General features: G+C 68.8%; 30 protein-coding genes. 17 read left to right on the top strand and 13 right to left on the bottom strand.

The window, feature by feature from the left end; all coding sequences use genetic code 11:
• Positions 1–70 precede the first annotated feature (70 nt).
• Complete coding sequence (locus JW792_RS06040; protein WP_135997593.1) at positions 71–1,249, top strand: vWA domain-containing protein; 1,179 nt, start codon at positions 71–73, stop codon at positions 1,247–1,249.
• A gap of 198 nt (positions 1,250–1,447) precedes the next feature.
• Here JW792_RS06040 and JW792_RS06045 read toward each other — a convergent pair whose 3' ends face one another.
• Together JW792_RS06045 and JW792_RS06050 are read right to left on the bottom strand one after the other, a co-directional pair.
• Positions 1,448–1,933 (bottom strand): NUDIX domain-containing protein, encoded by a 486-nt coding sequence (locus JW792_RS06045; RefSeq protein WP_135997549.1) that lies wholly within the window; start codon positions 1,931–1,933, stop codon positions 1,448–1,450.
• A 12-nt stretch (positions 1,934–1,945) separates the two neighbouring features.
• A complete protein-coding gene (locus tag JW792_RS06050; protein WP_206340917.1) occupies positions 1,946–2,557 on the bottom strand; it encodes a glutathione S-transferase family protein in 612 nt (203 codons plus the stop codon).
• A 154-nt stretch (positions 2,558–2,711) separates the two neighbouring features.
• Here JW792_RS06050 and JW792_RS06055 point away from each other — a divergent pair, with 154 nt between their 5' ends.
• Entirely contained in the window at positions 2,712–3,038 is a 327-nt protein-coding gene (locus tag JW792_RS06055; RefSeq protein ID WP_135997547.1) for a chorismate mutase, read from the top strand.
• On the opposite strand, the gene JW792_RS06060 is transcribed toward JW792_RS06055, so the two are convergent.
• The gene (locus JW792_RS06060; RefSeq protein WP_135997546.1) at positions 3,035–3,364 is read right to left on the bottom strand and encodes an Hpt domain-containing protein; all 330 of its coding nucleotides are present in this window, start codon (positions 3,362–3,364) and stop codon (positions 3,035–3,037) included. The genes JW792_RS06055 and JW792_RS06060 overlap by 4 nt on opposite strands.
• A gap of 194 nt (positions 3,365–3,558) precedes the next feature.
• Here JW792_RS06060 and JW792_RS06065 point away from each other — a divergent pair, with 194 nt between their 5' ends.
• A complete protein-coding gene (locus JW792_RS06065; RefSeq protein ID WP_135997545.1) occupies positions 3,559–3,747 on the top strand; it encodes a hypothetical protein in 189 nt (62 codons plus the stop codon).
• A 55-nt stretch (positions 3,748–3,802) separates the two neighbouring features.
• Positions 3,803–4,255 carry a MaoC family dehydratase gene (locus JW792_RS06070; RefSeq protein WP_135997544.1) on the top strand — a complete coding sequence of 151 codons (453 nt, stop codon included), beginning with the start codon at positions 3,803–3,805 and terminating at the stop codon, positions 4,253–4,255.
• Positions 4,256–4,409: 154 nt separating this feature from the next.
• Here the strand turns inward: JW792_RS06070 and JW792_RS06075 are convergent, their stop codons facing one another.
• Positions 4,410–4,937: a MarR family winged helix-turn-helix transcriptional regulator gene (locus JW792_RS06075; RefSeq protein ID WP_135997543.1), complete on the bottom strand. Its 528-nt coding sequence runs from the start codon at positions 4,935–4,937 to the stop codon at positions 4,410–4,412.
• Positions 4,937–6,010, bottom strand: coding sequence for a 4-hydroxyphenylpyruvate dioxygenase (gene hppD, locus JW792_RS06080; protein ID WP_135997542.1), 1,074 nt, complete (start codon positions 6,008–6,010; stop codon positions 4,937–4,939). The genes JW792_RS06075 and hppD overlap by 1 nt, the downstream gene beginning before the upstream one ends.
• 144 nt (positions 6,011–6,154) lie before the next feature.
• Here hppD and maiA point away from each other — a divergent pair, with 144 nt between their 5' ends.
• The 7 genes from maiA to JW792_RS06115 all read left to right on the top strand — a co-directional run bounded on the left by maiA (position 6,155) and on the right by JW792_RS06115 (position 12,252).
• Complete coding sequence (gene maiA / locus JW792_RS06085) at positions 6,155–6,796, top strand: maleylacetoacetate isomerase (RefSeq protein WP_135997541.1); 642 nt, start codon at positions 6,155–6,157, stop codon at positions 6,794–6,796.
• Between the two features lie 49 nt (positions 6,797–6,845).
• The gene (locus JW792_RS06090; RefSeq protein WP_135997540.1) at positions 6,846–7,502 is read left to right on the top strand and encodes a DsbA family oxidoreductase; all 657 of its coding nucleotides are present in this window, start codon (positions 6,846–6,848) and stop codon (positions 7,500–7,502) included.
• 39 nt (positions 7,503–7,541) lie between these two features.
• Entirely contained in the window at positions 7,542–7,934 is a 393-nt protein-coding gene (locus JW792_RS06095) for an MAPEG family protein (protein ID WP_135997539.1), read from the top strand.
• Between the two features lie 80 nt (positions 7,935–8,014).
• Positions 8,015–9,397, top strand: a complete 1,383-nt coding sequence (locus JW792_RS06100; RefSeq protein WP_135997538.1) for a TldD/PmbA family protein — start codon at positions 8,015–8,017, stop codon at positions 9,395–9,397.
• A gap of 12 nt (positions 9,398–9,409) precedes the next feature.
• Positions 9,410–10,174: a 3'(2'),5'-bisphosphate nucleotidase CysQ gene (locus JW792_RS06105; protein WP_241095079.1), complete on the top strand. Its 765-nt coding sequence runs from the start codon at positions 9,410–9,412 to the stop codon at positions 10,172–10,174.
• Positions 10,175–10,210: 36 nt separating this feature from the next.
• On the top strand, positions 10,211–10,477 hold the full coding sequence (locus JW792_RS06110; RefSeq protein ID WP_135997537.1) for a DUF4170 domain-containing protein: 267 nt from the start codon (positions 10,211–10,213) through the stop codon (positions 10,475–10,477).
• Between the two features lie 101 nt (positions 10,478–10,578).
• Positions 10,579–12,252, top strand: coding sequence for an ABC transporter ATP-binding protein (locus tag JW792_RS06115; protein WP_241095080.1), 1,674 nt, complete (start codon positions 10,579–10,581; stop codon positions 12,250–12,252).
• A 3-nt stretch (positions 12,253–12,255) separates the two neighbouring features.
• Here the strand turns inward: JW792_RS06115 and JW792_RS06120 are convergent, their stop codons facing one another.
• Positions 12,256–12,918: a protein tyrosine phosphatase family protein gene (locus tag JW792_RS06120; RefSeq protein ID WP_135997536.1), complete on the bottom strand. Its 663-nt coding sequence runs from the start codon at positions 12,916–12,918 to the stop codon at positions 12,256–12,258.
• A gap of 114 nt (positions 12,919–13,032) precedes the next feature.
• On the opposite strand from JW792_RS06120, the gene JW792_RS06125 reads away from it, so the two are divergent.
• From JW792_RS06125 to JW792_RS06145, 5 genes are read left to right on the top strand one after another with little or no spacing between them, the layout of a single operon-like run.
• Complete coding sequence (locus JW792_RS06125; RefSeq protein ID WP_135997535.1) at positions 13,033–13,779, top strand: lysophospholipid acyltransferase family protein; 747 nt, start codon at positions 13,033–13,035, stop codon at positions 13,777–13,779.
• A gap of 32 nt (positions 13,780–13,811) precedes the next feature.
• Positions 13,812–14,549, top strand: a complete 738-nt coding sequence (locus tag JW792_RS06130; RefSeq protein ID WP_158291662.1) for a lysophospholipid acyltransferase family protein — start codon at positions 13,812–13,814, stop codon at positions 14,547–14,549.
• Complete coding sequence (locus JW792_RS06135; protein ID WP_135997533.1) at positions 14,546–15,841, top strand: 3-deoxy-D-manno-octulosonic acid transferase; 1,296 nt, start codon at positions 14,546–14,548, stop codon at positions 15,839–15,841. Before JW792_RS06130 ends, JW792_RS06135 begins: the two co-directional genes overlap by 4 nt.
• Entirely contained in the window at positions 15,835–16,851 is a 1,017-nt protein-coding gene (gene lpxK, locus JW792_RS06140) for a tetraacyldisaccharide 4'-kinase (protein ID WP_420871265.1), read from the top strand. Before JW792_RS06135 ends, lpxK begins: the two co-directional genes overlap by 7 nt.
• A 9-nt stretch (positions 16,852–16,860) precedes the next feature.
• Complete coding sequence (locus tag JW792_RS06145) at positions 16,861–17,763, top strand: lysophospholipid acyltransferase family protein (RefSeq protein WP_135997531.1); 903 nt, start codon at positions 16,861–16,863, stop codon at positions 17,761–17,763.
• A gap of 7 nt (positions 17,764–17,770) precedes the next feature.
• Here the strand turns inward: JW792_RS06145 and JW792_RS06150 are convergent, their stop codons facing one another.
• The 4 genes from JW792_RS06150 to JW792_RS06165 are packed head-to-tail and all read right to left on the bottom strand — an operon-like array spanning position 17,771 to position 19,770.
• Positions 17,771–17,914 carry a hypothetical protein gene (locus JW792_RS06150; protein ID WP_158291661.1) on the bottom strand — a complete coding sequence of 48 codons (144 nt, stop codon included), beginning with the start codon at positions 17,912–17,914 and terminating at the stop codon, positions 17,771–17,773.
• Between the two features lie 3 nt (positions 17,915–17,917).
• On the bottom strand, positions 17,918–18,754 hold the full coding sequence (locus JW792_RS06155; protein WP_206340918.1) for a S49 family peptidase: 837 nt from the start codon (positions 18,752–18,754) through the stop codon (positions 17,918–17,920).
• Positions 18,755–18,796: 42 nt separating this feature from the next.
• Positions 18,797–19,543: a tRNA1(Val) (adenine(37)-N6)-methyltransferase gene (locus JW792_RS06160; RefSeq protein WP_135997530.1), complete on the bottom strand. Its 747-nt coding sequence runs from the start codon at positions 19,541–19,543 to the stop codon at positions 18,797–18,799.
• On the bottom strand, positions 19,540–19,770 hold the full coding sequence (locus tag JW792_RS06165) for a putative signal transducing protein (RefSeq protein ID WP_135997529.1): 231 nt from the start codon (positions 19,768–19,770) through the stop codon (positions 19,540–19,542). The genes JW792_RS06160 and JW792_RS06165 overlap by 4 nt, the downstream gene beginning before the upstream one ends.
• 197 nt (positions 19,771–19,967) lie before the next feature.
• On the opposite strand from JW792_RS06165, the gene JW792_RS06170 reads away from it, so the two are divergent.
• Positions 19,968–20,918, top strand: a complete 951-nt coding sequence (locus JW792_RS06170; RefSeq protein ID WP_135997589.1) for a polyprenyl synthetase family protein — start codon at positions 19,968–19,970, stop codon at positions 20,916–20,918.
• Here JW792_RS06170 and JW792_RS06175 read toward each other — a convergent pair.
• The 3 genes from JW792_RS06175 to JW792_RS06185 are packed head-to-tail and all read right to left on the bottom strand — an operon-like array spanning position 20,915 to position 24,473.
• Entirely contained in the window at positions 20,915–21,937 is a 1,023-nt protein-coding gene (locus JW792_RS06175; protein ID WP_135997528.1) for an MraY family glycosyltransferase, read from the bottom strand. The genes JW792_RS06170 and JW792_RS06175 overlap by 4 nt on opposite strands.
• The gene (locus tag JW792_RS06180; protein WP_135997527.1) at positions 21,934–22,818 is read right to left on the bottom strand and encodes a 4-(cytidine 5'-diphospho)-2-C-methyl-D-erythritol kinase; all 885 of its coding nucleotides are present in this window, start codon (positions 22,816–22,818) and stop codon (positions 21,934–21,936) included. The genes JW792_RS06175 and JW792_RS06180 overlap by 4 nt, the downstream gene beginning before the upstream one ends.
• Positions 22,815–24,473 (bottom strand): tetratricopeptide repeat protein, encoded by a 1,659-nt coding sequence (locus JW792_RS06185; RefSeq protein ID WP_135997526.1) that lies wholly within the window; start codon positions 24,471–24,473, stop codon positions 22,815–22,817. The genes JW792_RS06180 and JW792_RS06185 overlap by 4 nt, the downstream gene beginning before the upstream one ends.
• Between the last annotated feature and the right edge of the window lie 4 nt (positions 24,474–24,477).

Below are 24,477 nucleotides of genomic sequence, written 5' to 3' on the forward strand. Positions count from 1 at the left end.
TTCTGACGGGCTTTCTTGCCACGCGCCCATGAACGCCTATCCTCGCCGCGTCAGCAAGAGCGAAGCCGTCATGTTCCACCGCTTCTTCACCGAGCTCCGCGCGGCGAAAATCCCGGTTTCGACCCGGGAGTACCTCACCCTGCTCGAGGCCCTCGACAAGGGGGCGATCGGCCCCTCGATCGACGAGTTCTATGCCGTCAGCCGGGCGGCACTGGTCAAGGACGAGAGGAATTTCGACAAGTTCGACAAGGTCTTCGCCCATATCTTCGAAGGCGTCGAGGCGCTCGGCGACCTGTTCGGCAAGGAGGAGATCCCCGAGGACTGGCTGCGCGCCGAAATGGCGCGTCATCTCACGCCGGAGGAGATGGCCGAGATCGAGGCCATGGACTTCGACGAGCTGATGAAGACCCTCAGGGAGCGCCTCGCCGAGCAGAAGGAGCGCCACGAGGGCGGCAACAAGTGGATCGGCACCGGGGGGACGAGCCCGTACGGCCACTCGGGCTGGAACCCGGCCGGTGTCCGCATCGGCGGAAGCTCGAAGAACAAGCGCGCGGTGAAGGTCTGGGAGAACCGCCGCTTCAAGGATCTCGATTCCGAGCGCGAACTCGGCACGCGAAATCTGAAGGTCGCCCTGCGCCGCCTGCGTCACTTCGCCCGCGAGGGCGCGCACGAGGAGCTCGATCTCGATTCCACGATCCGGGCGACAGCGCGGGAGGGCTATCTCGACGTCAAGATGCGTCCCGAACGGCGCAATGCGGTCAAGGTGCTGGTCCTGTTCGACGTCGGCGGATCGATGGACCCGTATATCGAGCTCACCGAGAAGCTGTTCTCAGCCGCACGCGGCGTCTTCAAGAATCTGGAATACTTCTACTTCCACAACTGCCCGTACGAGGCGCTGTGGAAATCGAACCTGCGGCGCAGGAGCGAGACGACGCCGACCTTCGACATCCTCCACAAGTACCCCAGCGACTGGAAGGTGGTCATCGTCGGGGACGCCTCGATGGCACCCTACGAGATAACCCACCCCGGCGGCTCCGTGGAAGGCTGGAACGCGGAAGCCGGGGGGACGTGGCTCAGGCGCATCGTGGAGACCTACCCTCACCTCGTCTGGCTCAACCCGCAGCCGGAGAACTGGTGGCCGCACACCTATTCCATTCAGCTCATCCGCGAGATCGTCGGACCCGAGCGCATGTTCCCGCTCACTCTCGACGGCGTGGACAAGGCCATGAAGGAACTGGCGAAGCGCTAGAGGGCAAAGCTCGAGTCTCCCAAGCCTTCGCGAGCCTGCCGTTCTCCGGTGATGGTGAGCTTCGCCCCGGGCAACGATGTCCCAAGGCGCCAACGCTTCAGAAGACGGCGCCGGTCAGGCATGGGTGGCCCGGCCGGACCGGGCCATGATTGCCTTCGGGTGCCGAGTGCGCATTGGCCGGCAAGACGCCCTGCCCCCTCAGCTGCGATGCTCGGCCCCGGCTTTCAGCCGCAGCCAGCGCACGAGGCCCCAGGCGGTCGCCTCGTGCCGCATCCGGGCGATCGCCTCGAGGGGGGTCAGCCACACCAGCGCATGATCGAGCTCGATCTTTCCTCCGTCTTCGCGGCTGCGTTCGACGGTGAAATAGCGGGCGTGGTTGAGCACGCGCCGTCCGCCCGGCTTCTCCCAATAGTGCCATGCCGAGCCGAGCAGACCCACGGGCCTCACGCCGAGCCCGGTCTCCTCGCGGTATTCGCGCACGAGCGCGTCCTCGCTCGTCTCGCCCGGCTCCAGCGCACCGCCCGGCAGGTCGTACTGGGTGCGTGCGGTCTCGCCGGTGATCGCGACGACGGCGATTTCCCCGGCAGAATTCGTCAGAAGCCCGTAGGCCGCATCGCGTGGCACATAATCGCCGCCGGGTTCGGGCCGGCCGAAAACCGGTTCGCCTGGGGCGGGCTCGGCCATGCGGGGCCTCCTTCAGCTTGGCTCCATCTGGGCATGCGCGATGCCGAGATCGCTCTCGACCCGGCGAACCCAGCCGCCCACCGCCGGGAACTCCGACAGGTCGAACCCGCCTTCGTGGGCAAGGCGCGTGTAGGCCACCAGCGCGATGTCGGCGAGCGAGAGCGCCTCGTCCACGAAGTAATCGCGCGCGATCAGGCGCAGTTCCATGACACCGAGCGCGCGGCGCCCCCTGGCCATCAGATCGGGATCGATCTCGGAATCGGCCTTGTTCAGGAAGCGCTTCTGGTACCGGCGTACGGCGATGTAGGGCTCGTGGGAATACTGTTCCCAGAACAGCCACTCCATCATCTTCGCCCGGTCGAAGGGATCGGCGGGCACGAGATCTGAGCCTTCAGCAAGATACAGCAGGATGGCGTTGGACTGCGCGAGCGTGCGCCCGTCGGGCCGCTCCAGCACCGGCACCTGGCCGGCAGGGTTGAGCGCCAGGAAATTCTCCCGGCGGGTCTCGCCGGAGGTGACGTCGATATCGATCCAGTCGTGCGCGAGGCCGAGGCGCTCGGCCGTCCACTTCACCTTCAGGCAATTGCCGCTGCGCGTGTCGCCGTAAATCCGAAACCGGTCCATCGCCATCCTCCGACTCGATCCGCTTCGTGCCAGTTTACGCTCCCCCGGGGCCGTGCACAGCACACCGCTCAGAGCCGGTGTGTCCCGGGACTTCAACGCGCCCGCCACCCCTCCTATAACGCCCCGGTGTGACCGGTTCGAGAAGGACGCCGCCATGATCGATCTCAACGCGCTCGATGCGCGCACCCGGCCGCAGGACTGCGCCTCGATGGAGGAGGTCCGCGACGGGGTCGACCGGCTGGACCGCGCCCTGGTCGCGCTGATCGCCGAGCGTACGCGCTACATGGACGCGGCCGCGCGCATCAAGCCGCACCGCGGCACCGTGCGCGACGAGACGCGGATCGAGGACGTCCTGACCAAGGTGCTCGCCGAGGCACGCCGGGCCGGCCTGCCGCGCGAGATCGCCGAGCCGGTCTGGCGCGAACTGGTCGAGCGCTCGATCGCCTACGAGTTCGAGGTGTGGGACCGCACGCGCGCCTAGCGCGGGCGTTCGGCGAGCACCTGCCCGATCCGGGCAAGGGTTTCCCGAGCGCAGTCACGGATATGGCCGATCGCTTCGGGTTCCAGCGGACGCGCCTCGGCCTGTGCACAGGCTTCGCCGAGGGCAAACGCACCGATGCCGCGTGCCGCGCCTTTCAGCGTGTGCACCGCCGCCTTGAAAGCCTCGCCGTCACCGGTCTCCATCATCCGGGCCAGACAGTTTTCGGTCTGGCTCGTGAACAAAGCAAACAGCTCGGCCTCCAGCGCCTCGTCCGCGGCGGTGTAGCGGGCCAGATGGTCGAGATCGAGGACGGGCGGACGGCTCATGTGAAGCTCGCACGGCTGACGGGGAACCAGTCTCGCTCGCCCGCATTAACGTTATCCCAACGCGGAGTATGGCCCTGCGACCACAGTAGATGCGGGACCCTCAACCGCTGAGGGAGTTAACCTTGACCCCCCAGGCGCGGGGCTTCTAATGTCGCGCCGGCCTCGAGGGGATGGCTGAAACTGGGGAAAATCTCGTGAATATGGCGCGCGCCCTGATTGCGCTTGCGGCCTGGGGACAGCTCGTGGCTGCCGGTGCCCTGTCCGTCGCACTGGCGGAGACGGAAGTGCGCGCCGGCGGCTTCGTCGACCTTCTTCCGCTGGCGCTGCTCGCCGGTGCCGGGATCACCTTCTACGTGGCCCGCCTCGTCGCGGGCCGCGTGTGAGACCGGCTTCGACGTCTGCTTGACCGTCCGCGCGTATCGGTTTCAGATCGCGCGTATGAGCATTCTCGACACCTACAAGAGCCGGATCGGCGAGACCCATCGCTCGGACTGGTTCCTCATCGACCAGGACCGCGTCGACGCCTTTGCCGACGTGACGCTGGATCATCAGTTCATCCATGTCGATCCGGAGCGCGCGGCCAGGGAAACCCCGTTCGGCGGTCCGATCGCGCACGGTTTCCTTACCCTGTCCATGCTCAGCCATTTTGCGGGACAGGCCCTGCCGCCCTTTCCCGACAAGGTGATCGGCATCAATTACGGCTTCGACAAGGTGCGTTTCCTCAGCCCCGTGCGCGTCGGCTCGAAGCTGCGCGGCGTGTTCACGCTGAAGAGCGCGGAGGAAAGAAAGCCCGGCCAGATACAGCTCGTCCAGGACTGCACCGTCGAGATCGAAGGCAGCGCGAGCCCGGCACTGGCCGCCCAGTGGCTGAGCCTGGTGGTGACGGGGTAGGTCCGGACGCAGTCTCGGGACCCGCGTACACATCGGGCACCGGCCCCTTTGCGGCCCCTAGAGGGGAGGACAGGCCCGGCCCGCCGCTCCGGCCCCCAGGCGGGTCCGGGGACAAGCGCCGCGGGACGGAAGGGGGGCGAAGCCCGGTCCCCTTTCACTTGCCCGCGGTTTCAGGGGCCGCGAACGCCCCCTTCCCCGTCAGCTGCTCGGCGCGGCGTTCGAGGCGGGCCAGCAGTTCCATCAGCGTCTCGCGCTCGCCCGCGCTCAGCCCTTCCAGAAGCGCACGCTCGTAATCGAGGGCGAGCGGGGCGATCTCGTCATAGATCCGCCGACCTTCGCCGGTGAGGACCACATCGCTGGCGCGCCGGTCGCTCTCGCGCTGCTTGCGGCGCACGAGATCGCGCTCGTCGAGGGCCCGGATCGCGCGGCTGACGGAGACCTTGTCCATGGCGGTCGCCTCGCAGATCGCCTGGGCGGTGAGCGGGGTGCCCTCACCGAGCACGGCGATCACCCGCCATTCCTGGATCGAAAGGCCGAAGCGGGACTGGTAGGCCTTCGCGATCAGGCCGGAAACCTTGTTCGACGCCACCGAGAGCCGGTAGGGCAGATAGGCGGGAAGGCGCAGGGGATGATCCCCCGCGCCCTCGCCTTCGCGCCTGCCGAGCTTCGCGGCGTCGTCCATCACTCGGCCGCGGTGGTCTTCGGCTTGATCACGCCGCGCCGGATCTGGTCGAGCTCGATGGATTCGAACAGGGCCTTGAAATTGCCCTCGCCGAAGCCCTCATTGCCCTTGCGCTGGATGATCTCGAAGAAGATCGGGCCGATCGCGTTCTGCGTGAAGATCTGCAGCAGCAGGCCCTCCTCGCTCTCCACATCGCCGTCGATCAGGATGGAATTCTTCTTAAGCCGTTCCAGGTCCTCGCCATGACCCGGGATGCGCTCGTCGACGAGCTCGTAATAGGTCTTCGGCGTGGACTGGAAGTCGACGCCCTTCTCGCGCATCTCCTCGACCGTGGAATAGATGCGCGGCGTGGTCAGGGCGATGTGCTGGATGCCCTCGCCATTGTAGTCGCGCAGGTATTCGGCGATCTGGGATTCGTCGTCGGAGCTTTCGTTGAGCGGGATCTTCAGCTTGCCGCACGGGCCGGTCATGGCGCGCGACTTCAGGCCCGTGTGCTGGCCCTTGATGTCGAAATAGCGGATTTCGCGGAAGTTGAAGACGTTTTCATAGAACCCGGCCCACTTGTCCATGTTGCCGAAATGGACGTTGTGGGTGAGGTGGTCGAGGACCTCGAGGCCGACGCCGCCATCGTCTTCCTCGCCGGTCGGTTCCCAGTCGTCGTAGATCGTCTGCTCGCCGTAGGTGTCGACGAGATAGAGGACCGAGCCGCCGATGCCCTTGATGGCCGGGACCTTCTCCGCGTCGGTCCAGATGCCCTCTCCGAAAGCCTCCGCGCCACGCTCGAGCGCCTTCCTGTAGGCCTCCTTCGCGTCGCCCTTGATGCGGAACGCCATCGCGTTTGCCGACGGGCCGTGTTCCTTGCGGAATCGCGCCGCCTGGCCGGAGGTCTCCTTGTTTACGAGGAAATTGATGTCGCCCTGCTTGTAGCGGACGATGTCCTTCGAGGGGTGCCTGGAGACCGGGGTGAAGCCGAGCTTGCGGAACAGGGCATCCAGCTTCTCCGGCTCGGGATGGGTGTACTCGACGAACTCGAAGCCGTCGGTGCCGAGCGGGTTCTCGAACAGGTCAGCCATGGGGCGCTCCTTCAGATATTCCTAGAATCGGTTTGCGCGGCGCGGGACTTGATCGCCGCGCCCGGCATGCGCAGTCTCTTACAGGAGAATAGTATCATTTGTAACTAAATTCATCCCCCGCCGCAGGGAAGGGAGAAAGCCGCAATGAAACCGGTGCTTTACGGGTATTTTCGGTCGGGCACGACCTGGCGCGTGCGCGCCGCGCTGAATTACAAGGGCGTCGCGTACGACTATGTGCCGGTCAATCTGGTCAAGGGCGAGCAGTCGCAGGCCGGGTTCAAGGCGAGGAACCCGCAAGGCCTCGTACCGGCGCTCGAGGTCGAAGGCGCCACGCTGACCCAGAGCCCGGCGATCCTGGAATGGATCGAGGAAACCTGGCCGCAGCCCGCGCTGCTTCCGGGCGATCCGATGCTGCGGGCGAAGGTGCGCGCCTTCTGCGCGGCCATCGGGTGCGACATCCACCCCATCCAGAACCTGCGCGTGCTGAAGAAGGTGAAGGCGCTGACCGGCGCGGAGGAGGCCGGTCCCGACTGGGCGCGGCACTGGATCACGCTCGGCTTCGAGGCGCTCGAGGAGATGGTCTCTCCCCTGGACGGTGCAGGCGGCTTTCTGTTCGGCGAAGGCCCCTCCATGGCGGAAATCTATCTCATGCCGCAGATGTTCAACGCCGAGCGCTTCGGGGTGGACCTGGAGCCGTTTCCCAAGCTCGTCGCGGCCAATGCGGCGGCGCAGGCGGTGCCGGAGTTCGCGGCGGCCCATCCGAGCAGGCAGCCGGATGCCGGGTAGCATCGCAGCGCCCCTTCCCCCGACTCACTCTCCCGCCTAGGCTCGCCCCATGACCGTGTCCGTCGACCTTGTCCTCGATGTCGTCTGCCCCTGGTGCTGGCTCGGCCATCGCTACTGGGACCGGGCGCGAAAGCTCGCCGGGGAGATCGAGACCGAGACGGTGCTGCGCCCCTTCCAGCTCGATCCGACCGTGCCGCGCGAAGGCGTCGACTATCCGAGCTACATGGCTAAGAAATTCTCCGGCGGCTCGTCCGAGCGCTGGAAGGCGATGCGTGACCATCTCGAGGCCGCGGGCCCCGAGGTCGGCATCGTCTTCAATTTCGATTCCATTCCGAAGCGGCCGAACACGCTCGACGCCCACCGCGTGATCCGCTGGGCGCAGGGCCAGGGGCTCGGCGAGGAAGCGGCCGACCGGCTCTTCAAGGCCTTCTTCGAGGAACTGCGCGACATTTCCGACCGCACGGTGCTCGCCGAGATCTCCGGGGAAGCCGGGCTCGACGCCCAGATCGTCGCCGATCTCCTCGAGACGCCGCGCGACGAGCAGGAGGTGCTCCGCGAGGAACGCTTCTACCGCTCGCTCGGGGTCCAGGGCGTGCCCTGCTTCATCTTCAACGGCCGCTTCGCCGTTTCCGGGGCCGAGGCCCCCGATGCGCTGGCTGCCGCCATCAGGGAGGCGGCGAGCCTGCCGCCATCCGATCAGGCCTGACGGCACAGGGCCGGCAGGCGGCTTCAGGGGAGGAACCTCATGTCAGCCATCGATGCCGTTGCCCTCTACACAGGGCTCAACCTGCTGATCCTGCTCGTGCTCGGCGCACGGGTCTCCATGGGCCGGCGCAAGCACAAGGTCTCGCTCGGCGAGGGCGAAGGCGGCGACCTGCTGCGCCTTATCCGGATCCACGCGAATGGCGCCGAATGGGCGCCGGGCGCTTTGGTCGGGCTTCTCGTCCTCGCCATGATGAACGCCCCGGCGCTGACCATTCACGCGCTCGGCGCGACGCTGACCGTGGGGCGGTTCGCGCATGCCTACGGCCTGTCGACCGATCCCGGCCCCAGCCCGGCGCGCATCCTGGGCTCCAGCCTCACCCTGCTGGTCTACCTGCTGCTCGGTGCCGGGCTGGTGGTGCACGCCATTCTCTGAGCGAAACCGGCTCCGGCGGGAGCGGGCACTGCCCGCGGCGCGTTGCGGGGCGAGAGCCCGACGCGCTATGAGCTTTGCCCATGACCGATACAGCCCCCGCTCCCGCCGAGCCCCGCTCCGCCATCGATCCCGAGGCCCTGGTCGAGATCGCCGACGATCTCGTGCGTCGCGCCATGAAGGCCGGCGCCGATGCCGCCGAGGCCGGCCTCGTGGAAGGCCGGGCCCTGGAGGCCTCTATCCGCAACGGCGCGCTCGAAGACCTCGAGCGCTCGGAATCGCGCGATGCGGGGCTGCGCGTCTTCATCGGCAAGCGCCAGGCCGGCGTCGCCTTTTCCGATCTCTCCGAGGCCGGGCGGACGCTCGCGGTGGAGCGTGCGCTCGCCATGGCCAGGGTCGCCCCCGAAGACCGCTATTGCGGCCTCGTCGAGCCCGGCGAGCTCGCCAGGTCCATCCCGGACATCCCCCTCTACGAGGACCGCGACTGGGACCCGGACGTGCTCGAGAGGCTCGGCCTCGCCATGGAGGAGGCCGCCCTTAAGGTCGACCATGTCGAGACCATCGCCTCGGCCGGGGCGAGCTTCGGGGCGGGCGCGGTCGCGCTCGTCACCTCGAACGGGTTCTCGGCCGGCCGGCGCAGTTCCAGCTGCAGCCTCGGCATCGCCCCGCTCGCCAAGCGCGACGGGCAGATGGAACGCGATTTCAAGGGCCATTCCTCGCGGCGATTCGAAGATCTCAAGAGCCCGGAGGAGATCGGACGCATCGCCGGCGAGCGCGCGGCGGCCCGGCTCGGCTCGACCAAGATGGCGAGCGGCAAGATGCCCGTCGTGTTCGACGAGCGGGTCGCCACGACCTTCGTCTCCTCCTTCCTCGGCGCGATCTCCGGGCCCGCCATCGCGCGCGGGACGTCCTTCCTGCGCGGCAAGATGGGCGAGCGAGTGTTCGCTGAAGGAATCGACATCATCGAGGATCCCCTGAAGCCCTGGGGTCACGGCTCGCGCGCCTTCGACGGCGAGGGCGTCCCGGTCAGGGCCAGGGCCCTGGTCGAGGACGGGGTGGTCACGACCTGGCTCCTGAACGCCTCCAGCGCGCGCCAGCTCGGCCTGCCGCTGACCGGTCATGCCAGCCAGGGACTGGGCTCCCCGCCCGGCATCCGCACCTCGAACGTCCATCTCGCCCCCGGCGAACGCACGAGGCAGGAGCTGATCGCCGATGCCGGAAACGGCCTGCTCGTGACCGAGATGTTCGGCCCCTCGCTCAACGAGAATACCGGTGACTGGTCGGTCGGCGTGGCCGGCTTCGCGATCGAGAATGGGAAGATCGCCTATCCGGTCAGCGAGATGACGGTCGCGGGCAATCTGCTCGACATGTTCGCCCGCCTGGAACCGGGCAGCGATCTCGAGTTCGAGCATGCGACCAACGCGCCGAGCGTGCTCGTCGACGCGCTGTCGGTCGGCGGACGCTAGAGGGGCGCGATCTTGCATGACGCGGCCGAAGACCTCGCCCTGATCGCCGATGCGGCAAAGGCCGCCGGCGACGCGATCATGGGTTATTACCGCCAGGACCCGAAGATCTGGGACAAGGGAGGCAACGACCCGGTCACCGAGGCCGACTACGCCGCCAACCGGATCATCCGCGAGCGCCTGACCGCGGCGCGGCCGGACTATGGCTGGCTGTCGGAGGAGAACCCGGACGACGAGAGCCGGCTGGAAAAGGACCGCAGCTTCGTCGTCGACCCGCTCGACGGCACGCGCGCCTTCATCAAGCACCGGCCGGAATTCGTCGTCTCGATCGGCGTCCTCGACAAGGGTCATCCCCTGGCCGGCGTGCTCTACGACCCGTGCGAGGAGGCGCTCTACGCGGCGTCTCGGGAAGGCGGGGCGTTTCGCAACGGGGACCGGATCTGGGTCAGCGACCAGGACCGCCTCGACGGGGCGCGCATCCTCGGCGACCCCGGCCGGCTCGTGGCGCTGAGGGATCTCGGCGCGAAAGCCCACACCGTGAACTCGGTCGCATTGCGTCTGGCGCTCGTGGCGTGCGGCGCTCACGACGCGGTCGTGGCGGTGCGTCCGAAATGGGACTGGGACCTCATCGCGGGCCATCTCCTCGTGGAGGAGGCCGGCGGAGTCGTCACCTCGCGCGACGGGCGCGCGCTGCGCTACGATCTCGACACGCCCCGCCAGCCGCCGCCGCTCGCGGCTGGCCCCCGCCTGCATGCCCTGTTATTAGAGCGCCTGATCTGATCTCCCTCCCCTCACTGAAAAAGAACGATTGAAGCGATGAGCGAAGACAAGCAGCGCCTTCACCTCGTCATCGGCGGCGAACTGAAAGACGTCGGGCCACAGGCCCACGAGTTCAAGGATCTCGACGCGATCGACTTCGTCGGCGCCTACCCGAATTACGCGGAGGCCAAGAAGGCCTGGCGCAACGCCGCCCAGCGCACGGTCGACAATGCCCACATGCGCTATTTCATCATCCACGCCCACAAGCTGCTCGACCCGGCCGAGGACGGCAAGGCGGGCACGAGAGAGGGTTCGTCCTCCTGAGCGAGACCGCCCTTCCCGCCCCGCCGGCAGCCCCGCCGCCGGAGAAGAGCCTGAGGCTCGCCCGGCGGCTGTGGCGCGACTGGGTGCGGCCAAAATGGCGGGTGCTGGCGTGGGGAATCCTGCTCTCGCTCGTCACGGCCGCAGCCGGCTCCAGCTATGCCGGGGCGCTGCACTATGCCGGTGAGATGATCAAGACGGCCGATCCGCGCGCGATCTGGCTCGCCCCGGCCATGTTCCTGGTTCTCGGGCTCGTGCGCTCGCTCAGCCTCTACGGCCAGACCCTGGCGACAAACCGGCTCGCCCTCTCGGTCATGCGCGACCTGCAGAACGCCATGTACGCCCAGTACATGAATGCCGACTTCGCGCGCCTGCAGCGCCAGTCGACGGGCTCGATCATCTCCCGTTTCACCAACGACATCACCATGCTGCGCGAGAGCCTCATCCGCTCCGCGAACAATCTCACGCGCGACGTGTTCATGATCGTCTTCGGCATCGCCTGGATGCTCTGGATCGACTGGGCGCTTGCCCTGTTCGTGCTCGTCGTCCTGCCGCTGGCCAGCCAGCCGGTGCTGAGGATCGGCAAGATGATCCGCCATCGCTCCGACCAGGTGCAGACCCAGATGGGCGACGTGACCGGCTTCCTGGAGGAGAGCCTGTCGGGCGCGCGTATGGTCAAGACCTTTTCCCTCGAGCCCTACGCCAGGGAGCGTGCGCGGGCACGCTTCCAGGACCGATTCCGCCTGCTGCTGTCGATGACGCGCTTTCGCGCGATGATCGAGCCTGTGATGGAGGTGGCCGGCATGCTCGCGCTCGCCGGCGTGCTGGCTCTGCTGGCCTGGCGCTCGGTGCAGGGGGAATCGGGGATCGAGGACCTGCTCGGCATCGTGGGCGCGGTGCTGGTGATCAGCCCGGCCGCCCGCGCCCTCGGCTCGCTCTCCGGCGTCATCCAGGAGGGCCTCGCGGTCGTGCAGCGCGTCTTCGCCGTGCTCGACGAGGCGCCGCAGCTGACCGAAGCGAAGGACGCCAAGCCGCTGAAGGTGAAAGGCGCCGAGATCGTCTTCGACGAGGTCGAGTTCGGTTACGAGCCCGGCATCAGCGCTCTCGACCATGTGAGCCTCACCGTGCCGGCGGGGAAAACCGTTGCGCTCGTCGGCCCGTCGGGCTCGGGCAAGACGACCCTGCTGAACCTCATCCCGCGCCTCTACGATCCGCGCTCGGGCCGGGTGGAGATCGACGGGCAGGACATCGCCCGTGTCACGATCGCCTCGCTGAGGGGCGCTGTCTCGCTCGTCAGCCAGGACATCACCCTGTTCGACGACACGGTGCGCGCCAATATCGCCTTCGGCCGGCTCGATGCGAGCGATGAGGAGATCGAGGCTGCGGCGCAGACCGCCGATGCGCACGATTTCATCTCGGCCCTGCCGGAGGGCTACGCCACGAGGGTCGGCCCGCGCGGCTCGGCGCTGTCGGGCGGACAGCGCCAGCGAATCGCGATCGCGCGCGCGATCCTGAAGGACGCCCCGATCCTGCTGCTCGACGAGGCGACCAGCGCGCTCGACGCCCAGTCGGAGGCCCGCGTCCAGGAGGCGCTCGAGCGGCTGTCCAAAGACCGCACCACCCTCGTCATCGCCCATCGGCTCGCCACCGTGCGCCGGGCCGATGCGATCGTGGTGATGAAGCAGGGCCGTATCGTCGAGCGCGGTACGCACGAGGAACTCACCGCCCAGGGGGGCCTCTACGCGGAACTGGCGAAGCTTCAGTTCAGCGAGGGTTAGACCCTACTCCCGCCGCAGCAGCTTCTCCGTCAGGATCGAGCCCCACCAGCTTGCCATGAAGCTGTCGTGGCAGGCCTGCCGGTCGTACTCGGTTCGCACCCAGGTGAGAAAGTCGATGGGCTCGCGGGCATTGCGCTCGCGATAGAGATCGAAGAAGTGATCCAGCATGCCGGTCTTGCCCTGGCGGATATGACCGTAGCGGAAGGAGAGCTGCTGAATCGCTTCCTCGAAGGGCGCGCCCTCGTGCAGCAGCTTGTAGAGCACGGCGACGATGCCGGCCCGGTCCGCGCCGGACTTGCAGTGCATGAAGGCAGGATACTCGATCGAATCGAAGACCTCGATCAGCTGTTCGATCCGCTCCACATACGGCGCCTCGCGCGACCCCCAGGGAAGGTCGACGACCTCGAGGCCGAGCTCCTTCGCCGTGTGATGCTCGAGGTCGTAGTAATGACGCCCCGGCTGCTTGCCACGCAGGTTGAGGATGGTCTTGAACCCCATCTCCTTGAGGTCCTTGAGGCGCGCCGGGCTCGGCTGGTTGCCGCGCCACATCCCTTCGCCGACGGGGCGGAAATTCTTGAACGCCAGGCGCAGGACGCCGTGGTCGCCCCACATCAGCCCGCGCAGCGCGCGGCTGTAATCGGCCGGATCGGAAAGGTCGTAAGTCATCGGCGCCAATTAAGCGCTGGACCCCGGGCTTGCAAGCCGGGCCAGCCTGTCGCGATCACAATGCATGCTCGCGTTGCTTGACCCCGTTCAGGCAATCGGCGAGCACATGCGTCCATGATCAAGTCCGTCATCGCCGCGGCCCCGGTTCGCAACACGATTGCCGCGCTCGTCGCCGGCTACATGAAGCTCGTCAAGCACACCGTGCGCTGGGAGGTGCACGGGCGTCAGCATGTCGAGACGCACTGGAAGAATCCCAAGGGGGTCATCCTCGCCTTCTGGCATGGCCGGCTGATGGGGGCGATCTCCACCTGGCCGGTGCCTCTGCAGCCGGTCAAGGTGCTGGTGTCGCGCTCGTCTCACGGCGATCTCATCACCAGGACCGCCGACATGCTCGGCGTCGGCACCATCCGCGGCTCGTCGCGCAACCGCAAGAAACTCGACAAGGACAAGGGCGGGGCCGAGGCCTACCCGCAGATGGTCTCGTTCGTGAAGAGCGGGGGCTGCATGGGCCTCACCCCGGACGGGCCGCGCGGGCCGCGCTACCGTGCCGCGCCGGGGGCGGCCAGGCTGGCACTCGATACCGGGGCGAACGTCCTCATCATGGGCTGGTCGACGCGCTGGCGCATCGTGTTCAAGTCCTGGGACCGGGTGATCCTGCCGCTGCCCTTCTCCAAGGGAGTGATCGTGTGGGGCGAGCCGGTCGAACCGGCCTCCGGGAGCGACGAGGCTGAAGCGATCGAACAGACGCGCCGGACGATCGAGGACCGGCTCGTCGCCGCCAATGCGCAGGCCGATGCCGCATGCGGGGTGCGCCCCATCGAACCGGCTCCCGCTCCCGAGCCGGGCCTACGCGGCGCTTGATTTTCCCGGCGCGGCGGGCAAGCAAGGAGGCCATGCTCAAGGCCATCCTGTTTTCGCGCCCGGTCCAGACGGCGTTTGCCGCAGCCCTCGCGGGCTATATGAGCCTCGTCAAGCACACCACACGCTGGCAGCGCTCGGGCCTGGAGCCGATGGAGGCCATCTGGGAGTCCGGCGAGGGTGTCGTCGGCTGCGTCTGGCACGGGCGCGTGCTGATGACCATCGCCGCCTGGCCGAAGGACGCCCAGCCCGCCTCCATCCTCATCTCCCGCTCGCGCGAAGGCGAGGTGGTCGCCAAGGTGGCTGCCCTTCACCAGATCGGCACCGTGCGCGGCTCCTCGCGCAATCAGAAAAAGACGAAGGAAAAGGGGAGCTTGAGCGCATTTCGTGAGATGGTGCGGCATGTCGAGGCAGGCGGCTGCATGGCGCTGACGCCGGACGGACCGCGGGGACCGCGCTACCGCGCGACGCTCGGGGCGATCAAGCTCGCCCGCGCGACCGGCGCCCCGCTCGTCCTGCTCGGCTGGTCGACGCGCGCGCGCATCGTGGTGTCGTCCTGGGATCGCTTCGTCCTGCCCCTGCCCTTTTCCAAGGGAGCGATCGTGTGGGGCGAGCCGCTGCACGTGCCCGCCGATGCCGATGCCGAAACCCTTGAAGCCTGCCGCAAACGGCTCGAAGACCGTCTGGTCGCCGCGACGCAGGAGGCCGAACGCCTGTGCGGCGCGGACCTGATCGAACCGGCCGAGGCCACCGCCCAGGAGCGCCCCGCGTGACCCTTCCCACCGGCCTTACCCTCTACCGCCTGGCGATGGCTGCGGCCGGCCCGTTCCTGCCGGCCGTACTCGCCCGGCGGACCCGCGCGGGCAAGGAGGATCCGGCGCGCAGCCCGGAACGCCGCGGACTGGCGAGCCTGCCCCGTCCCGCAGGCCGGCTGGTCTGGATCCACGGGGCCAGCGTCGGGGAGAGCCTCGTTGCGCTCACCCTGGCCGAGCGCCTGACCGGCCGCGATGGCGGTATTCACGTGCTCGTCACGTCGGGCACACGCACGTCGGCGAACCTCGTCGCCGAACGCAAGGGCATCCGCGTGCTGCACCAGTATGTGCCGGTCGACCGGCTCGACTGGGTGCGCCGCTTCCTCGATCACTGGCAGCCCGACCTCGCCGTCTTTGCCGAGAGCGAGCTGTGGCCCAACCTGGTCATCGAGACCGCGCGGGCCGGCACGCCGATGGCCCTGGTCAATGCGCGCATGAACGAGGCATCGCTGAAGAGCTGGCGGCGCTGGGGCGCCAGCGCGCGCTGGCTGCTCGCCTGCTTCGACTGGATCGGCCCGGCCGACCGGCGCACGGCCGAGGGATTGTCGGCCCTGATCGGCGAACCGCTGGTTCCAGTCGGAAACCTCAAGCTGGAGGCCGCGCCCGCCCTGCCGGACCCGGAGAAGCTCCAGGCCGTGCGCGAGGCCGTCGGAGGCCGCCCGGCCTGGGTCGCGGCGAGCACCCATGCCGGCGAGGACGAGACTTTGATCGCGGCCCATGCCGCGCTGCTGCGCGACCGGCCCGATGCGCTGCTGATCCTCGCCCCGCGCCACCCGGAGCGGGCCGGCGAGATCGCCGGGCTTCTTGACCGGGAAGGGCTTCGCTTCGCGCGCCGCTCGGCCGGCGACGCCCCGGACCCCGACACGCCCGTCTGGCTCGCCGACACGCTCGGCGAGATGGCGCTCTGGTTCGTGGCCGCGCCCGCGGCGTTCATCGCCGGCAGTCTCGTGGACGGGATCGGCGGGCACAATCCGCTGGAAGCCACGCGCGCCGGAGCGGCGGTGATCAGCGGGCCTCACGTGGCGAGCTTCGAGGACGTGTACGCCGCCTATCGCGAGCATGACGGCGTGCTCATCGCGGACAGCGCGGAGGAGATCGCGGCCGCGGTGCGCCGAATCTGGTCCGGCGAGGGACCGGCCCCGGAAGCCGCCGCGGCGGCGCTTGCCGCGCTGAACGGCGGCGCGCTCGATGTCACGCTCGACGCCCTCGAGGCATTGTTGCGGGAGATACCCGAAACGGAGGAGGAATCCTGATGCGGCCGCCGGCCTTCTGGCAAACCGATGCAGGCCGCGGGTCGGCTGCGCTGACCCGCGCGCTGCTCACCCCGCTCGGCGCGGCCTATGCCTGGGCAACCCAGTGGCGCATCGAGACGACAGATCCTGAAAATGTCTATATTCCGGTTATTTGCGTCGGCAACCTCACACTAGGTGGCACCGGGAAGACCCCGATCGTGCGCGCCCTACTCGCGATGCTCGAAGCGGCGGGCCACCATCCCGCGGCACTCAGCCGGGGCTGGAAGGGCCGGCTCGACGGCCCGGCGAAGGTCGATCCCGAAACCCATTCGGTGCGCGATGTCGGCGACGAGCCGCTCCTCCTCGCGCAGGATCACGCGGCGTGGATCGCGAAACACCGCGTCGCCGGCGCCCGCGCCATCGAGGCGGCCGGTCATGACTGCATCGTGATGGACGACGGTCACCAGAACCCGACGCTTCACAAGGACCTCTCCCTCGTGGTCGTCGACGGGGAGACCGGCTGGGGTGCCGGAAGGATCTTTCCCGCCGGGCCGTTGCGCGAGCCGGTCGAGCGCGGCCTCGCGCGCGCCGACGCGGTCGTGGTGATGATGCCGGACGCCGGCAGCGAACCGGATTACGTGCGCCTGAGCCTCGCCGATCTCGAGGTCCCGGTGCTGCGGGCCTGGCTCGAGCCTGCCGGCCCGCCGCCGGCGGGACCGCTCCTGGCCTTCGCCGGGATCGGCCGGCCGCAGAAATTCTACGATGCGCTCGCCGCGGCGGGCGGAGAGATCGCCGAAACCGCGAGCTTTCCCGATCATCATGCCTTCAACGCGCGCGAGCTCGCCCGGCTCGCCGATCTCGCCGAAGCGCACCGCGCGACGCTGGTGACGACGGAGAAGGACTGGGTGCGCCTGCCGCAGGAATGGCGCGCGAGGATTCCCGCCTGGCCCGTCGCGGCCCGCTTCGCCTCGCCGGACAGGATGAGCGGTCTGCTCTCAATGGCCGTGGACGGATCGTCCGGGCAAGGCTAGACCCGTTTCATGGCATCGTTCCTCCAACAGATCGGCTGGCGCGCGGAAGCCCTGGGCTGGGACGCCTATCAGGGCCTGTTCCGCGCCATGGGCCTGGGCCGCGCGAGCGCGGCGGGCGGAGCGCTGTTTCGCCGGCTCGGACCGCTCACCGGCGCCGACCACGTCGCGCGCGTGAACATGCGGATCGTTTTTCCCGATGCCCACGAGCGCGAGATCGACGCGCTGACGGACGAGATGTGGGACAATTTCGGCCGGCTGGTCGGCGAATTCCCGAACACCCACCGTTTCGACATGAGCGCGAACTCGCAGCAGGTCCGCGTCGAGGGGGCGGAGATCCTGGAAGAGATCAACCGTTCGGGCGAGCCGGCGGTGCTGTTCTCGGGCCATTTCGCGAACTGGGAGCTGATGGCCGCGGTGATCATGCAGTACCTGAAGAGCTGCCGTATCACCTACCGCCACGCCAACAACCCGGTCATCGACCGGCGCATCATCTCCCAGCGCCAGGCCTACGGGGTGGAGATCCTCGCGCCCAAGGGCGGCTCGGGCGCGAAGGAGATCATGAAGTCCCTGAAGGAGGGCTATTCGGTCGCCCTGATGAACGATCAGAAGATGAATGACGGCATCGCCGCGCCGTTCTTCGGGCGCGAGGCGATGACGGCGTCCGGCCCGGCCCGCCTCGCCCTGCGTCACGGCGCGCCGCTGGTGCCGATGTCGATCCGGCGGGTGGAGGGCACGCGCTTCGTGGTGACCATCCACGAACCGCTAGACACCCCCGATCCGGGGGCGCCGGAGGCGATCCACGAGACGGTCACCCTGATCAACCGCTTCATCGAGGCGCGCATCCTCGAGGCGCCGGCCCAGTGGTTCTGGGTTCACCGGCGCTTCGAGAAGAGCCTCTACAGGAAGGCGTGAGAGCGCCTCAGCTGTCGTCGCGGTCGAGCCTGCGTTCGACGGCGCGGCGCGCCGCCTCCTCCGCCTCGCTGCGCCGCCGGCGGGTGCGTCCGCGCAGGGCGAAGAAGAGCACGGCAGCGAGCAGGACGAGGCCGATCGTGAAAAATTCCATGGGCTACAACCCGTAGCGCGACCAGACAGAGCGCGCCTCAAGCTCCTCCATGAGGCTCGCCGCGCCCTGCCCGATCAGCTTGGAGAGCGCACCGCCCTTCGGCACCGGCATCAGGCGGGCGCGCACATCGGCGCCGAAGCGCTCGCGCAGCTTGGTGTGGACATCGGCGATCCCGTCGGCGAGTCCGTTATCGACCGCCTCGTCGCCGGTGAATATCTGGCCGGAGAAGAGCTCCTCGTCCTCGGCGAGCCTGTCGCCGCGGCGCTTCTTGACCAGCGCGATGAAATGGCCGTGCAGGCGGTCCATCAGGCGTTCGATGCGCGCGGCCTGCTCCTCGGTCTCCTCGCTGAAGGGATCGCTCAGCACCTTCTTGTCGCCTGCCGAGCGCAGGCGGCGCTCGACGCCGAGCTTGTCCATGGCCCCGGTGAAGCCGAAGCTCGCCGAGATCACGCCGATGGAGCCGAGGATCGAGGACGGATCGCAGAAGATCTCGTCGCCCGCGCACGCGATCATGTAGCCGCCCGAGGCCGCCACGTCCTCGCAGAACACCAGGACCGGCTTCTTCTTCTCCTCCCCCAGGGCGCGGATGCGGTCGTGGATCAGCTTGGACTGCACCGGACTGCCGCCGGGCGAGTTGACCAGGAGCGCGACCGCGGGCGCATGCCTGAACGAGAAGGCCCGCGCGAGAACCTTCTCCACGCGCGCGATATTGATCGTGTTTCCCCGTCCACCCGCTGCGATCACGCCTTCCAGGCGCACGACCGGCACGATCGCCCCGGCGCGCCCGGTCAGCTTTCGGATCCACTGCACGAATGGGGAGAAGCGCTCAAGAAGGGTCACGAAAGACGGCTCCTGTCCTGGGGGGCTTTTCTAGTGGAGTAGTCAGGCGGTGAGCGCAAGCCTTGCCTCGCCGCGCAGCACCGCCTCCGCGAACGGCGCGTACTGGCCCGGACCCTCGTCGTGCAGCACGAGCGCCGGCAGGAGCCGGAGCGGGGCGCGGCCATCCCGTACCGCACGCACGAGGATGCGCTTGGCCGGCCTGTCCGCGCGCGGCTGGACGGGAAGGACCGAAATGGATCCGAGCTTCGCCGCAGCACAGCCCGACAGCGACTCGCCGAGCCGGTCGGCGCGATGGACGAGGGTCAGGCTGCCGCCGCGCTTCAGCATGCGCGCGCCCGCGCCGATCCAGTCTGCCAGGGCGTGCGCGGTCAGCCAGGCGGCCCGCTTGGCCTCCGCCGGGGCGCGCAGCGTGCGCGGATCGTCGAAAAAGGGCGGATTGAAGAAGACCGCATCCACAGGGGCGTCCGGGCGCCAGTCGAAGGCATCCGCCTCGACGATACCGACGCGGGGCTCGAGCCCGTTCGCGACGACATTCTGACGCGCGAGCGCAGCAGCCTGCGGATCGGCTTCGACGCCGGTCAGGTACAGATCCGGCTGCAGCAGGGCCGCGCAGAGCAGGGCGGCACCCGGTCCGCAGCCGAGCTCGACGCCGTGCCCGCCCGGCCTGACGTCGAGACCGGCCGCGAGAAGAACCGCGTCGATGCCCGCCCGATACCCTTTCGCGCTCTGGCGCAGCACGATACGGCCGCCCAGAAAGCGGTCCTCGGTCACGTCTTCGCGCGTGCTCATGACCGGGGCGGCTTGTAGGCGTCGCCGAGCGCCTCTTTCAGCACGCGACGGGCCTGTTCGGCCTCCTCGTCGGGGACCAGGACGCGGCGGTTGATCCACGGCAGCGAGCCGCCGAATATGCTCGCCGTCTGGGCGTCCAGCGTGACGGGCTTGAGCCTGGCGTCCTTCAGCACGGCCTCCACGAAGGACAGCCGGACAGGGTCGTTGGTGGAAAAGACTTCGATCATCGCCTGCTCGTCAGCTTGTGGCCCGTGCCCGACATGCGGCCGCGACATCGCGGACAGCGCCGGCTGCTTGCCCGGTCGCATGGGCAAACCTATTGTGCCGATCCAACGGCTGAGACTGCAAGGGGCTTGCGGTGAACGGACTTCCGCAGCGCGCGCTCGAAGGCGCCGAACTCAATCCGGTCGCGCGCCTCGCGGACATGGCGGCAGGCGACATGCATGCCGTCGATGCGCTCATCGGCGAGCGCATGGGTAGTCCCGTGCCGCTGATACCGGAACTCGCCCGCTACATCATCGAGGCGGGCGGCAAGCGCATCCGCCCCCTGATCACCGTCGCGGCCGCCCGCATGCTCGGATACGAGGGCAAGGCCCATGTCTCCCTCGCCGCCGCCGTCGAGTTCATCCATACCGCCACGCTCCTTCATGACGACGTGGTCGACGAGAGCGATCTCAGGCGCGGGCGCACGCCGGCGAACCGTGTCTGGGGCAATGCCCAGTCGGTCCTGGTCGGCGATTTCCTGTTCGCGCGCGCCTTCATGCTGATGGTCGACGCCGGCTCGATGGACGCGCTGCACGTCCTCAGCCGCGCCGCCGCGGTGATCGCCGAGGGCGAGGTGCACCAGCTCGTCGCTGCGGGCAACATCGCGACCGGGCGGGCCGAGTACATGGACATCATCGGAGCCAAGACCGCCGCGCTGTTCTCCGCGGCCGCGCAGGTCTCCCCGATCGTCGCCGGGCGTCCCGAACGCGAGGAGCAGGCGCTGGAAACCTACGGCCGCGAACTCGGCCTCGCCTTCCAGCTCGTCGACGACGCGCTCGACTATGGCGGGCTGACCGCCGATCTCGGCAAGAATACCGGTGACGATTTCCGCGAGGGCAAGGTCACCCTGCCCGTCGTGCTGGCCCTGCAGGCCGCGAGCGGCGAGGAACGCGCCTTCTGGGAAGCCGTCATGGCCCGCAAGGAGCAGGAGGCCACCTCTTTCGAACGCGCCGTCGCCATCCTGAAGGCCCACGGCGCGCTCGAAGCCACCCTCGCCGCGGCACGCAGCCACGCGCAGACGGCCAAGGACGCCCTCGCCATCTTCCCGCGCAATCCCTGGCGCGACGCCCTCGAGCAGCTCGCCGAGTTCGTGGTGGAGCGGGCGTACTAGACGTCGACGCCCCTGGCGCCCGCATAACGTCCGGCCCAGAGATACAGCGCCATCAGCATCGCCGCGCACGTCCAGAAAACCGCGAACGGAGCCCAGTCCGGACCCTGTGCGGCAATGAGGCCGGCCGCGGCACAGGCGAATGTCAGTCCGGCATAGGCGACTGCCGCCCGGCGATGGCTCCAGCCCGCCTTGATGAGGCGCTGATAGGCGTGTTCGGAATGGGCCGTCAGACGAAGCCGGCCATGGCGGGCGCGCCGGGCGAGCGTGAGCAGCACGTCGGCGAGGAAGGGCAGGACGAAGAGCGGCGCGAGCCAGAGCGATCCGGGCAAGCCCTTGCCCGCCATGGCAAGGGCCCCGCCCGCATAGAGCGCGCCGGCCGCGAGCGATCCGGCATCGCCGGCGAAGACCCGCGCGGGCGGCCGGTTGAATGCCAGGAAGCCGATGAGGCCGCCCGCGAGCAGCGCCCCGGCGATGGCCGCGGCGGACACGCCGGTCACCAGGCCGGCGAGCGCCAGGGCGGCCCCGGCCGGAACCAGCACCGCGGCCAGCATAGCGTCCGCCCCGTCCATGAAATTGACCGCGTTGACGACGGTGAAGAGAAAGAGCGCGGAGCCGAGGAGGCCGAGGATCCAGGGCAGCACCAGGCCGGCTTCGCGCGTCACGGCGAGCCAGCGTACCGGTTCGATCACCGCGAAAGCGAGGCAGAGCAGCGCGAGCACGGCGAATTTGAGCGGCCCGGAGAGGCCCTTCAGATCGTCGAGAAAGCCCAGCAGGCCGCACGCGCCGGCAAAGGCGAGCACGGCTGCGAACGTACCGGCACCGACCGGGGCGGCGAGGATGGCCAGCGCACCGGCACCGGCGCCCGCGAGCAGTCCGAGCCCGCCGCTCCTCGGGGTCGGGGTGGAATGCAGGGACCGGTGCTCGGGAAAATCGAGCACGCCGCCCTTCAGCGCGAGGTAGCTCACCGCGAGGCTGACGACGAGACTCACGCCGCCGGCCAGGAAAAGGACCGCGCTCATGCCACCGCTCCGGCGAGGTGCACGGGCCTGACGATCCAGTCCGGGCGGGTGGCGCTCAGCGCATCGGCGCCCGCGCGTGCGGCCCGTTCGTCGTCGAACAGGGCGAAGCAGGAGGCGCCCGAACCGGACATGCGCGCGAGACGGCAGCCCTGCAGGGCGCGCAAGGCCTTCAGAGTTTCCGCGATGGCAGGCTCGAGATGCTGCGCACTCGGCTGGAGATGATTGGCGCCGGCCGCGATCCAGTCGAGCGCCTGCTCGACGGTGCCGGCCGCGGGAGGCGGCGTGCAGGCCAGGATTTGCGGCCCCGTGGCGTCATAGGCCTCGAACACGTCCTTCGTTGCCACCGGCACGCCGGGATTGGCGATCACGGCATCCAGCCCGGGCCACGCCACGAGCGGAGCGATCCGCTCCCCTCGCCCGGTCATGCGCAGCGGCCGGGAATGGACGCAGGCCGGGACGTCGGACCCGACCACCGAGCCGATCTCTGCGAGCTGCTTGCGGCTGAGGTCGAGCTCCCAGAAGCGGGCGAGCGCGCGCAGCGCCGCCGCCGCGTCCGCCGACCCGCCGCCGAGACCGGCCGCAACGGGCACGGCCTTGTCCAGGACGATCGATGCCGACAGGTCGGGCCGCTCGACCGCGGCGCGCAAGGCGTAGGCCGCCTTCAGGACGAGATTCTTCGGCTCGGATTCGAGGCTGCGCGCGCCGGGACCTTTCAGCTGCAGGGAGAGGCCGTCGCCCTCACCCACCGAGATCGCGTCGCCCCAGTCGGCAAACACCACGAGAGAGTCGACCGGATGGTACCCGTCCGCCCCGGCCGGTCCGACCGCCAGGGTCAGGTTGACCTTGGCCGGCGCGAACTCGCTCACGGCACCCGTGCTCATTCGAGATCCGCCCGGGCGGCCTCCAGCCCCCGCTCCAGGCGCTCGCGGATCAGCGCTTCCTCACGCGCATCGGGATCGAGACCCAGCGCATGCTCCCACTGGAACCGCGCCTGCAGGTCGCGGCCGGTACGCGCATAGGCGTCGCCGAGGTGCCAGTTGATCGTCGGATCGCCGGGAGACTGCTCTACGGCGCGTTCCAGCCAATCCACCGCCTCCTCGTACCGGCCGAGCTTGAACAACCCCCAGCCGACGCTGTCCAGGATCGCTCCGTTGTCCGGCGCGAGGGCCGCGGCGCGGCGGACCATGGTCAGCCCTTCCTCGACGCGTTCGCCGAACACGATCCAGTTGTAGCCCAGATGGTTGAGCAGTCGCGGCTCGTTCGGCGCGATCTCGAGGGCGCGCAGGAAGTGGAATTCGGCCGCGGGCCAGTCGCCCAGCGTCTGATGACAGATCCCCTTGTAGTAATGCGGCTGCCAGCGCGCCTCGGCGCCGCCCTGCATGACCCCGTCATAGATCTCAACTGCCCGGGCGCAGCGTCCGGTGAGCCGGTAGATATCGGCAAGCAGGAGGCGCGCGGAGGCGTCCATCGTCTCGTCGCGCAGGGTCTCCGCGCGCTCCATCGCCTGCTCGCGCTCGCCGGCGACGAATAGCAGCCAGGCCGCATCCACGCGTGCGTCCACGCCGTACGGCGTGCCGGCAAGGCCGTCATAAAGCGCAATCGCCTCTTCCACCAGGCCGAGCGCCTCGAGCGTCTGGGCGAGCGTGTAGCGATTGCGCGCGAGGTCCGGGTCCAGACGCTGAACGAGGCGCAGGAAGAGCGCGGTGTAGTCGCCCGGCGCAGACTGAACGAGCATGCGCGAGAGGGCGTAGAGCGAGCGTGCCGCGCCCTCGGCCGGCGTCAGGCGCGACGGGCGGCGTCCCTCGCGCGCCCGCGCGAGCGCGGCCGTCACATCCGGGTCGGGATTGTCGTCGGACGATATTCGGGCCTGGTAGAGGGCGATCGCCTCGGCCCGGCGCCCCCGGCGCTCGAGGAAGCTGCCATGCAGCACGGTCACGAAATCGGCGAGATCGCCGTCCTGCGAGGCCGCGGTATAAGCGTCTTCGGCTCGCGACCACTCCCCCGCAGCCTCGAAGATCAGCGCCTTGTGGACGATGGCGTAGGGCGCGGCCTGGGACGGGATTTCCAGCGTCTGCCCAGCCGCCTGGCGAGCGCCGGAGCGGGTGCGCGCCAGCTCCCAGTCCGCGAGCATGTCCTCGATCACCCGTCCGAACGGCCCGACCTCGCTTTCGCCCTGCGCGGTCAGGCGTAAGCCCTCCTCGAGCGCAGCGGCGCGCGCATATATCCGCGCGAACTCGAGATCGCTGCTCTGCTCGACGGCCTGACGCGCCGCTTCGTCGGCCCGGGCGAAATCGCCGGCCATCAATGCGGCGTAGAAGGCCCGCTCGGACAGGATGTCGAGCCCCGGCTCGATCTCCAGCGCCTGGGCATAGAAATCGGCCGAGCGGTCGACATCGCGCGCGACGCTCGCATAGCGCCCCGCCAGGAAGGCGCCGTAGACCGTCGGCTCCTCCTCGGGTCCGCTCAGAAAGCCGGTGCCCGCCGCGCAGGACGCGGCGAGCACCAGGGACGCACTCGTCAGGATCAAGGCTCTCATCAGG

Origin of the sequence: Marinicauda algicola (genome assembly GCF_017161425.1) — a bacterium.
GTDB lineage: Bacteria > Pseudomonadota > Alphaproteobacteria > Caulobacterales > Maricaulaceae > Marinicauda > Marinicauda algicola.

Coding starts and splice junctions, on each gene's coding strand:
- JW792_RS06040 (WP_135997593.1), top strand. CDS start 71: ATGTTCCACCGCTTCTTCACCGAGCTCCGCGCGGCGAAAATCCCGGTT.
- maiA (WP_135997541.1), top strand. CDS start 6,155: ATGAAACCGGTGCTTTACGGGTATTTTCGGTCGGGCACGACCTGGCGC.
- JW792_RS06060 (WP_135997546.1), bottom strand. CDS start 3,364: ATGAGCCGTCCGCCCGTCCTCGATCTCGACCATCTGGCCCGCTACACC.
- JW792_RS06145 (WP_135997531.1), top strand. CDS start 16,861: ATGGCATCGTTCCTCCAACAGATCGGCTGGCGCGCGGAAGCCCTGGGC.
- JW792_RS06160 (WP_135997530.1), bottom strand. CDS start 19,543: ATGAGCACGCGCGAAGACGTGACCGAGGACCGCTTTCTGGGCGGCCGT.
- JW792_RS06055 (WP_135997547.1), top strand. CDS start 2,712: ATGATCGATCTCAACGCGCTCGATGCGCGCACCCGGCCGCAGGACTGC.
- JW792_RS06050 (WP_206340917.1), bottom strand. CDS start 2,557: ATGGACCGGTTTCGGATTTACGGCGACACGCGCAGCGGCAATTGCCTG.
- JW792_RS06070 (WP_135997544.1), top strand. CDS start 3,803: ATGAGCATTCTCGACACCTACAAGAGCCGGATCGGCGAGACCCATCGC.
- JW792_RS06100 (WP_135997538.1), top strand. CDS start 8,015: ATGACCGATACAGCCCCCGCTCCCGCCGAGCCCCGCTCCGCCATCGAT.
- hppD (WP_135997542.1), bottom strand. CDS start 6,010: ATGGCTGACCTGTTCGAGAACCCGCTCGGCACCGACGGCTTCGAGTTC.
- JW792_RS06120 (WP_135997536.1), bottom strand. CDS start 12,918: ATGACTTACGACCTTTCCGATCCGGCCGATTACAGCCGCGCGCTGCGC.
- JW792_RS06110 (WP_135997537.1), top strand. CDS start 10,211: ATGAGCGAAGACAAGCAGCGCCTTCACCTCGTCATCGGCGGCGAACTG.
- JW792_RS06095 (WP_135997539.1), top strand. CDS start 7,542: ATGTCAGCCATCGATGCCGTTGCCCTCTACACAGGGCTCAACCTGCTG.
- JW792_RS06130 (WP_158291662.1), top strand. CDS start 13,812: ATGCTCAAGGCCATCCTGTTTTCGCGCCCGGTCCAGACGGCGTTTGCC.
- JW792_RS06175 (WP_135997528.1), bottom strand. CDS start 21,937: ATGAGCGCGGTCCTTTTCCTGGCCGGCGGCGTGAGTCTCGTCGTCAGC.
- JW792_RS06165 (WP_135997529.1), bottom strand. CDS start 19,770: ATGATCGAAGTCTTTTCCACCAACGACCCTGTCCGGCTGTCCTTCGTG.
- JW792_RS06075 (WP_135997543.1), bottom strand. CDS start 4,937: ATGGACGACGCCGCGAAGCTCGGCAGGCGCGAAGGCGAGGGCGCGGGG.
- JW792_RS06185 (WP_135997526.1), bottom strand. CDS start 24,473: ATGAGAGCCTTGATCCTGACGAGTGCGTCCCTGGTGCTCGCCGCGTCC.
- JW792_RS06045 (WP_135997549.1), bottom strand. CDS start 1,933: ATGGCCGAGCCCGCCCCAGGCGAACCGGTTTTCGGCCGGCCCGAACCC.
- JW792_RS06170 (WP_135997589.1), top strand. CDS start 19,968: ATGGCGGCAGGCGACATGCATGCCGTCGATGCGCTCATCGGCGAGCGC.
- JW792_RS06125 (WP_135997535.1), top strand. CDS start 13,033: ATGATCAAGTCCGTCATCGCCGCGGCCCCGGTTCGCAACACGATTGCC.
- JW792_RS06150 (WP_158291661.1), bottom strand. CDS start 17,914: ATGGAATTTTTCACGATCGGCCTCGTCCTGCTCGCTGCCGTGCTCTTC.
- JW792_RS06090 (WP_135997540.1), top strand. CDS start 6,846: ATGACCGTGTCCGTCGACCTTGTCCTCGATGTCGTCTGCCCCTGGTGC.
- JW792_RS06180 (WP_135997527.1), bottom strand. CDS start 22,818: ATGAGCACGGGTGCCGTGAGCGAGTTCGCGCCGGCCAAGGTCAACCTG.